This window comes from Spirosoma luteum DSM 19990, from assembly GCF_000374065.1.
GTDB classification, from domain to species: Bacteria; Bacteroidota; Bacteroidia; order Cytophagales; family Spirosomataceae; genus Spirosoma; species Spirosoma luteum.
This window is the reverse complement of sequence record NZ_KB893256.1, coordinates 103,230-111,644: the sequence shown is the minus strand read 5'-3', so window position 1 is coordinate 111,644 and position 8,415 is coordinate 103,230. Positions and strand designations below refer to the sequence as shown.

The following is an 8,415-nucleotide window of genomic DNA, read 5'->3' as shown; positions in this document are numbered from 1 at the left end:
CTTGGACAAACTTCTTCCGTCGGCTAGTAAAAGACTACGAACACACGCTGAGTTCATCAATAAACTGGCTTTATTTGGCTAACATTCAGCTAATGCTACAGAGAATACCCTCAGAATCAAGCACCTAATTCCCCAACACGCTCTAAATCTGACCTCTGCGGCCTGCAACCTGTCGACCGAACGCGTAATGAAAGCTAATCTATAAGACTTATATCCAACGCCATCGACGGACGATGGGCCGCAAGTAATTGCCTTGAACATTCGTAGCTTTCGCCCTTTTCGTCCTCGCTTTGTTGGGTACCAACGTGGCATACTTACCAAGACCCCAAGTGGCACATAGACTTATACTCTGAACCCCTTACCTAATGGCCTGTAAGACTTTTTCGCTAACTGAACTCTTTATGGATGCCAATCTGATACAAGCCGCTATTGCCGAACTGGAATCTCTGAACCTGTACACGCCACAGCCCCTCGAATTATGGGGATTGAATATAGCTTTTTATAATCAAGTGCTTGAGCGTGTGGGGATTGGAAAAGTTAAATTAAGCTACTAAAACACTCTTTCTATAATTGTTAAAGACAAGAATTAACATAATAACTATATAGAATAACAAAATTCCAGTTAATCCGAAAACCGAAAAAGCGATGTACTTAACACACTCCGTCAACTTTTGGTATTTCAAAATCATACCTGTACAATACAAAAAAAAAGAGGATACAACTATGTTTCTCAAATGATTATTTAATTGATTCCATTTTCTTGTTTGTACAACAAAAAGAGATGACCTACGCATCAAAGTTGGTGATACTTTATCGCTTTTTATTATATCACTAATTTCCCTTAAACTATCTTTTCTACTTAGTATAAAAGCATATAAAACAGTGAAAATCGACATTGCTATTCCGAACATAGTCAGATGAAAATTAACTACATCAGATAAGACATCTGAAATTACTTTATTTTCCATTGATTTGACTTAGATATTCAAATAGTATTGGCTTCATTTTACTTATTATAAAGTTATGATTATAAATTTCATTTACCAACTCTTCATCAGTAATTTGCACTTCTGAATTATATATCTCTTCAACAAGCTGCTTTATTGAATCGCCTGTTTCTTCATTTGAAAATTGAGTGAATTTTATTTCTTTTTTTCCTTTAATGAAACGCTTGACAGCCCTGAATACTACATTTGTAAGTACTGACGCATTGATAAGGCTTATAGCATTTTCAGCAGGCAAGTCTTTATAATGTTGTTCAGTAATTATCTTTGTTTGACCACCTACTAAATAGGTCCTGAACAGTGGCTTATCCGCTTCATAGTCATAATCGGTGGAAGTCAATCTTACAATAACGTCTGGTATAACTTCTTCCCTCTTGATGGATTCAAGGGCAGACTTTAACTTTACATTTCTTATCTTTATTTTAAGCACTTTACTTAAAGCTAACTTAGCAGTACTTATCAGGTCGGCACTATCCTTATTTGGATCTTCGTAAATTAAAATTACCCATTGGTATTTAAATGAATTATAATCATTGCCTTCAATAAGTGGATATATAAGTATAAAATTATTATCGCTACCAACCTTTGACTCTTTTGTGAACTCTATCTTACTTTCCTTTTTAAAGTACCCATCACTATAATTCGTGTTAAATGCTGAAATTTTTAGTAGTAGGATTGGCTCGGCATTTATATAAACATCTTCGTAAAAAATACTTTCAATACCTTTTTCATAAGTTTTATTTCTTTTTTTTGCTCTTAATGCAATTTCCTCTCTATTGAAATTATCTACATTTCTCTTAATATTACTTATCATTTCACGCTGCGTAATTGCCCCAAATAAACCAGCTGGCTTTGGTATTGATTCAGAAACATAAACTGGTATTTTAATTGATTTTTTTTCTTCTCCGGTGTTCATGTTATTGATTGTAACTTACAAGAGTGGGATATTAGGGCGGCCTGAGTCCGATTAAAGACATATAAATAAAGTAATTTATACAAGATAGATACTTGATTTTATATACGAAATAGCTCTCGTTGTCACCCAACCCCGCATACTCTCACCTTTCTACTCGCCAGCGCCAATCCTGACACGTCAACATAGCCCCGCTGGTGCGTTCTGAGAAAGCTAACAAAGCGGCAAACTTACGGATGGCTGCTGACAACAGGGCGGCAAATAGACTAATCAGACGTACAATATTTGTTGCAGGGTCGCCCGTGCGGGTGCGCGTAGCAAAAGTATAAACGAGAGCCCCCCAATAAAATATTGTACGCGATTTTGCGGAATTATTTACATACAAATCATTAACAATCACACCTTTATGATTTCTAAAAACCGCGCAAAACAAATCGGGATCAGATCCTGCTATTCAACAAATGAATATTTTTCACCCGAATTAAGCAATAGTGAGCTAACGAAGTGATTTAATGGTAAGTTGACGAGCGTTTTACTTCAGTTATCGGTGGTTAGTCGCACGAGTGAGCAGGAAACCCCAATCGATAGAATGTAGCGGAACGGGCGCTCTACAGAGCTATTCCGGCAACCGCCATTGAGGCTGAGGCTATTTTTCGGCCAGAAAAACCGACTTTCATTCGTCCCGCAAAAGTCAACGCTCATCCGGTTGATGTTTGCACTCATCGCCTTTCTTTTCCGTACGGTTGCCCCTTGCCCCATCTTTGCGGCAGTCAAATGCAACCAAAATGAAGACGAACAAATTATTCTCCACCTTTTTACTGGCCCTGGTCACCCTGCTGCTCCCGCTGGGCAGTCGGGCGCAGGATACGGCTGGCAAGTCATTAAAGGAGTGTATCGAATACGGGCTCAAGAACTTCGGCACCGTCCGCATTGCTCAGTACAAGGTAGAAACGGCCAACCAGCAGGGTCGCGAGGCTTTGAGCAAATACCTGCCGCAGGCATCGGCATCGGGTACCTTCACCAACAACATCAAGCTCCAGCAGTCGGTCATTCCGGCCGGCATATTCGGGCCCGAACCGCAGGTACTGGTCATCGGCTCGAAGTTTCAGAACAACGCGGTAGCGCAGGCGTCACAAACCATCTTCGACCAGTCGCTGCTGCTGGGTATCAAAGCCAACAAACCAAATCAGCAACTGGCCGAACTCAATACCCGCCAGACCCGCGAGGATATCGTTTATAACATTGCCAGCAACTACTATCAGGTGTACGTGGCCCAGCAGCAGATCAGCCTGCTGAAGGACAACATGAAGCGCACCCAGCAGGTACTGGACGTGCTCAAACTACAGCGCGACAACGGTGTCATTCAGCCCATCGACTATACCAATACGGAGGTAACGTACAACAACACCCGGTCGCAGTTGTCACTGGCCGAAAACGACCTCAATATTGCCCTAAACCGGCTTAAGTACCAGATGGGGATGTCGCAGGATGCCGAACTAACCCTGGCCGATTCGGTCGTCAGCGACCAGTTGCCCGTTATCGACGCGACACCCTTTGAAGCTAAAAGCCTGGTGAGTTTCCAGCAGGCGACCGCAAACCTCGACCTCCAGAAAATCCAGCTCCAGCGCATCCGGGCCGGTTATTTACCCACGCTTAGCTTTACCGCCAGCTACGGTGCCCTGACCAATGCCCGCACACTGGGAGATGCGTTCAACAACTTCAAAGGGTTTGGCGCCATCGGGCTGCGGGTCAATATTCCCCTCTTCGACGGGTTCCAGCGCGATGCGCAGGTGCAGCAGCAACGACTAACGGTGCTTACGCAAGAGGAGCAGCAAAAACTGAATACCGCATCGTACCGGCTCCAGTTCAGCAATGCCGTGTCGCAGGTACAGCGGGCACAGATAAACTCCCAGAATGACCGGCGCACGGTGGAGCTTGCCCAAAACGTGTACGATATCACGACGCTGCAATACAAGCAGGGCGTAAAAACCCTGACCGACCTGCTCAACGCCGATAACTCGTACCGGCAGGCCCAGTTCAACTACGTCAATTCACTCATCAGTTTCTACACCGCGCAACTCGACCGGCAGCAGGCGCAGGGTACATTACTGGATTTTTACACGGGATTATAAATTAATCGACAACCTCGAAGTCAATCATACATCAATGAAAAAGTCAACCCTATTCATCGTTGCCATTCTAATCGGTTCGCTTAGTCTAATCGGTTTCCGACTGGCTGCCAATAAAGCAACGATAGACGCGCAAAACGCGCCCGTTGCCACGGTAAATACCGCCATTCCCGTAACGGTCGCCACCGTTGCCGAGGGCATTGTGGACCAGCAGCTCGTTAAAACGGGCAACCTGATTCCCTTCCGCGAAGCTAATATCACCGCTACCACCGCCGGAAAAGTGATGCAGGTTAATTTCAACTTGGGTTCGTTCGTTAAAAGTGGTGCTACGCTGGTAAGTCTGGACAATGAGCTGAAGCAGATTTCGCTACAGGCTACGCAGCTCAACATCGACAAGCTCAAAAAGGACGTGACCCGGTACAACACGCTGCTGGCCGGTAACGCCACTACCGAGTTGCAGGTCAACGAAACAAAATACAATTACGAAAACGCCTTAAATCAGGCCGAGCAAATCAAAAAGCAGATTGCGGATGCCAACGTGAAAGCGCCCATCAGCGGACAGATTGTGAAGCGCGACATCGAACCGGGTGAGTACATCAGCCCCGGTACGGTACTCGGCACGGTGCTGGACGTATCGCGCCTGAAAGTGGAAGTACCCGTCAACGAAAGCGATGTGTATAAACTCAGCAAAGGGCAGTCCGTTCACGTATCGACCGAGATTTTTCCCGGCAAAACCTTCCGGGGGCACATCTCCTATATCTCTCCCCAGGGCAGCGCCGAGCACAGCTACCCCGTCGAAATCACCATCGACCAGGCGGGCGTGCTGAAAGCCGGAACGTTCGTCAGCGTCGATTTCACCCGTAAGTCGAACCAGAAAGCCCTCCAGATTCCCCGCTCGGCTCTGGTCGAAAGCGTTCAGAATCCGTATGTATATGTGCTGGAAGGCAACGTAGCGAAGCAGCGTAAAATTGAGCTAGGCCGCGAATTTGGCGACCAGATCGAGGTACGCAGCGGCTTGTCGGCAGGCGATAAAGTCGTCACCACGGGCCAGCTTAACCTGACCGATGGCAAAACCGTACAGGTAACTAATTAACTAAAGAGTGATAGAGTGCATGAGCGAAAGAGTGACTATCCACTCGCGCCAGCCACTCTTTTGCTCATTCACTCTTTCGCTCATTAAAACTATGTCTATCACAGAAATTGCCATAAAACGGCCGCTGCTGGTCACGACCATCTTTGTCGTTCTGATGCTGTTCGGGGGGCTGACGTATACCCAGCTTTCATACAACCTGCTGCCCAAATTTGAGGCTAACGTTATCGGCGTGACAACCGTGTACCGGGGAGCCTCGGCCGATGAGGTTGAAACCAACGTGACCAAACGGATTGAAGATGCCCTGTCGGCACTGGAAGGGCTTGACCGGATGACCTCCACCTCGCAGGAAGGTGCGTCTAATATCGTTATCCAGCTGAAAAGCGGTATCAACACCACCGAGGCCCAGCAGGATGCCCAGCGCCGGGTAGAACAAATCAGTAACCTGCTGCCCGACGGGGCCGACCGCCCAATCATCAATAAATTCTCGACCGACCAGGCACCGATTCTGCAAATGGGCGTTACGGCCAAGATGCCGCCCACGGCCTTGTATGACCTCATCGACAAGAACCTGAAACCCCAGCTTTCCAACGTGCCGGGCGTAGGGCAGGTCAACATCATTGGCGGCAATGAACGCGAAATTCAGGTCAACGTTAGTCAGGAGAAACTGAAAGCCTACGGGCTGTCCATTGGTCAGGTGGCGCAGGCCATCAACGCGGCCAACGCCAGTTATCCCGCCGGTCAGCTTGAAACCCGCGACGCGCAGTATTCCATTCGGTTTGATGCCTCGCTGGAAACTATCAACCGGCTGCGCGAGCTAATCGTAACCCGCCGGGCCAGCGGTGGTCAGGTATTACTAAAAGACGTAGCCGATGTGGTAGATGCCAGTGCCAAGCCAACGGCCATCAACCATATCAACGCGCAGCCCTCCATTGGTATTCAGATTCAGAAGCAGTCCGACGCCAACGCCGTGTCGGTCAGTCAGCTGGTGAAAGCCCGGATTGCGGGTATCGAAAAACAGTACGCCAGTCAGGACGTAAAATTCAATATTGCCTCCGACCAGTCGATTTACACGCTGGCCTCTGCCGATGCCGTTGTGGACGATTTAGGGCTTGCCATCCTCATTGTATCGGTGGTGATGCTGTTGTTTCTGCACAGTTTCCGCTCGTCGCTGTTCGTGCTGGTTGCGCTGCCATCGTCCATGATTCCGACGTTTGCGCTGATGTACATCATGGGCTTCTCGCTCAACCTGATGACCCTCATGGCCCTGTCGCTGGTAGTGGGTATTCTGGTCGATGACTCGATTGTGGTGCTGGAAAACATCAACCGACACCTGGAAATGGGCAAGAACAAGCGCACAGCCGCCCTGGATGGCCGGAACGAAATCGGTTTCACTGCCCTCGCCATTACCCTGGTAGACGTTGTGGTATTCGTGCCGTTAGCCTTCAGTGGTGGTCTGATTGGCAACATTCTGCGTGAGTTCTCGCTGGTCGTTGTCTTCTCAACGTTGATGAGTCTGCTGGTATCGTTCACCCTGACACCCCTGCTCGTATCGCGTTTCGGCAAGATGCAGGTGCTGAATCCCGGCACGCTGTGGGGCAAACTAAACCTGGGTTTCGAGCACCTGATCGAGCAAGTAACGGCCGGCTATGGGCAACTGCTGACCTGGAGCCTGGGCCACAAGCGGTACATTTTCCTGACCGTGCTGGGCCTGCTGATTGGCTCCATCTACCTGATTCCGGCGGGCTTTATCGGGGCAGCTTTCATCCCATCCAGCGACCAGGGCGAAATGAGTGTTAGCCTCGAACTGGCTCCCACGGCCTCCATTTATCAGACCAACGCCATCTCGCAGCGGGCCGAACAGATTATTATGAAGCATCCCGAAGTTACCAACGTATTTACCAGCGTTGGAACGGGCGGCAGCAGTGGGTTATCTACGGCATCCAGCAGTAATCTGGCTACCCTGAACGTAAAACTGGTGGACAAAAAGGAGCGCGCCCTCTCCACCGATGACATGGGTAAGTTGCTCAAGCGGGAAATCAGCCAGATTCCGGGTACGAAAGTAACCGTGAGCCCGTCCAGCATCAGCGGTAACAGTTCATCCCCCATTGCCATTTCGGTTAAAGGCACCGACCTGCCCACCATCCGTAAAGTCGCCGAACAGGTGAAACAGATTACGGCCTCGGTATCGGGTACGCAGGACGTGAAATTTTCGGTGAAAGACCCAAAGCCCGAAGTAACCGTCAAACTCGACCGCGAAAAAATGACCCAGTTGGGCATCAGTGCCACAGAAGTTGGGCAAGCCCTGCAAAACGCCTTTCGGGGCAACACCCAGTCGAAATATAAGCATTCGGGCAACGAATACGATATTCTGGTACAACTGGACCAGTACGACCGCAGCCAGCCATCGAACGTTCGTCACCTGAGTTTTGTGAACAAAGACGGCAACACGATTGAGCTGTCGCAGTTTGCCGACGTGCGGGAGCAAATTGGCGAGAGTGTACTGGAACGCATCGACCGGCTGTCGTCCATTACTATCAACTCACAGGTATTCGGTCGGCCGGTGGGTACGGTCGGCGCCGATATTCAGGCGAAGGTGAGCAAGCTGACCCTACCCGAAGGTGTCTCGATTTACTACGGCGGACAGATGCAGCAGCAGGCCGACGCGTTTGGCAGCCTGGGTCTGGCGCTGGCTATTGCCATCCTGCTCGTTTATTTCGTAATGGTGGGGTTGTATGAAAGCATTATCTATCCTTTCGTGGTGCTGTTCTCAATTCCGGTGGCTCTGATTGGTGCCCTGCTGGCCCTCGCCCTGACGATGGAAACGCTGAATATTTTCTCCATCGTGGGGTTGATTATGCTGCTGGGCCTGGTGGCTAAAAACGCCATTCTGCTGGTCGATTTTACTAATCACCTCAAAGAGCAGGGGCATAATGTGGTCGACGCGCTCATTGAAGCGGGTAAAGAACGACTGCGCCCTATTCTGATGACGACGCTGGCGATGGTATTCGGTATGCTGCCGATTGCACTGGCTTCCGGGTCCAGTGCCGAAGTCAAGAACGGCATGGCCTGGGTAATCATTGGCGGCCTGCTGTCGTCGCTGTTGCTGACCCTGTTGCTGGTGCCTTCCATGTACCTGGTCGTAGACCGGTTGAAGGAGCGTTTTTCAGGTAAGAAAACTGCTCCCCAGAAGGAACTGGACGTTGAGATGGCGTAAAAACGAGTAATGAAAAGCCTCCGGCCCGGCTGATGTAACCGGTGTTCTCAAATTCGGTTTAT

General features: G+C 48.9%; 6 protein-coding genes. 4 read left to right on the top strand and 2 right to left on the bottom strand.

Features of this window, described 5'->3' with window-relative positions; genetic code table 11:
• Nucleotides 1-401: 401 nt before the first annotated feature.
• The gene (locus tag B156_RS31400) at nt 402-554 is read left to right on the top strand and encodes a hypothetical protein (protein ID WP_018620157.1); all 153 of its coding nucleotides are present in this window, start codon (nt 402-404) and stop codon (nt 552-554) included.
• Here B156_RS31400 and B156_RS31940 read toward each other — a convergent pair.
• Nucleotides 543-968: a hypothetical protein gene (locus B156_RS31940; protein WP_018620156.1), complete on the bottom strand. Its 426-nt coding sequence runs from the start codon at nt 966-968 to the stop codon at nt 543-545. The genes B156_RS31400 and B156_RS31940 overlap by 12 nt on opposite strands.
• On the bottom strand, nt 958-1,920 hold the full coding sequence (locus B156_RS0112960; RefSeq protein WP_018620155.1) for a hypothetical protein: 963 nt from the start codon (nt 1,918-1,920) through the stop codon (nt 958-960). The genes B156_RS31940 and B156_RS0112960 overlap by 11 nt, the downstream gene beginning before the upstream one ends.
• Nucleotides 1,921-2,702: 782 nt before the next feature.
• On the opposite strand from B156_RS0112960, the gene B156_RS0112955 reads away from it, so the two are divergent.
• The 3 genes from B156_RS0112955 to B156_RS0112945 all read left to right on the top strand — a co-directional run bounded on the left by B156_RS0112955 (nt 2,703) and on the right by B156_RS0112945 (nt 8,353).
• Entirely contained in the window at nt 2,703-4,049 is a 1,347-nt protein-coding gene (locus B156_RS0112955) for a TolC family protein (RefSeq protein ID WP_018620154.1), read from the top strand.
• 34 nt (nt 4,050-4,083) lie between these two features.
• On the top strand, nt 4,084-5,139 hold the full coding sequence (locus B156_RS0112950; protein WP_018620153.1) for an efflux RND transporter periplasmic adaptor subunit: 1,056 nt from the start codon (nt 4,084-4,086) through the stop codon (nt 5,137-5,139).
• A 91-nt stretch (nt 5,140-5,230) separates the two neighbouring features.
• Nucleotides 5,231-8,353, top strand: a complete 3,123-nt coding sequence (locus tag B156_RS0112945; protein WP_018620152.1) for an efflux RND transporter permease subunit — start codon at nt 5,231-5,233, stop codon at nt 8,351-8,353.
• The last annotated feature ends 62 nt before the right edge of the window (nt 8,354-8,415 follow it).

Excerpts from the sequence above, each read along its gene's own strand:
- B156_RS0112955 (WP_018620154.1), top strand. The coding sequence starts at position 2,703 with ATGAAGACGAACAAATTATTCTCCACCTTTTTACTGGCCCTGGTCACC.
- B156_RS0112945 (WP_018620152.1), top strand. The coding sequence starts at position 5,231 with ATGTCTATCACAGAAATTGCCATAAAACGGCCGCTGCTGGTCACGACC.
- B156_RS31940 (WP_018620156.1), bottom strand. The coding sequence starts at position 968 with ATGGAAAATAAAGTAATTTCAGATGTCTTATCTGATGTAGTTAATTTT.
- B156_RS0112950 (WP_018620153.1), top strand. The coding sequence starts at position 4,084 with ATGAAAAAGTCAACCCTATTCATCGTTGCCATTCTAATCGGTTCGCTT.
- B156_RS0112960 (WP_018620155.1), bottom strand. The coding sequence starts at position 1,920 with ATGAACACCGGAGAAGAAAAAAAATCAATTAAAATACCAGTTTATGTT.
- B156_RS31400 (WP_018620157.1), top strand. The coding sequence starts at position 402 with ATGGATGCCAATCTGATACAAGCCGCTATTGCCGAACTGGAATCTCTG.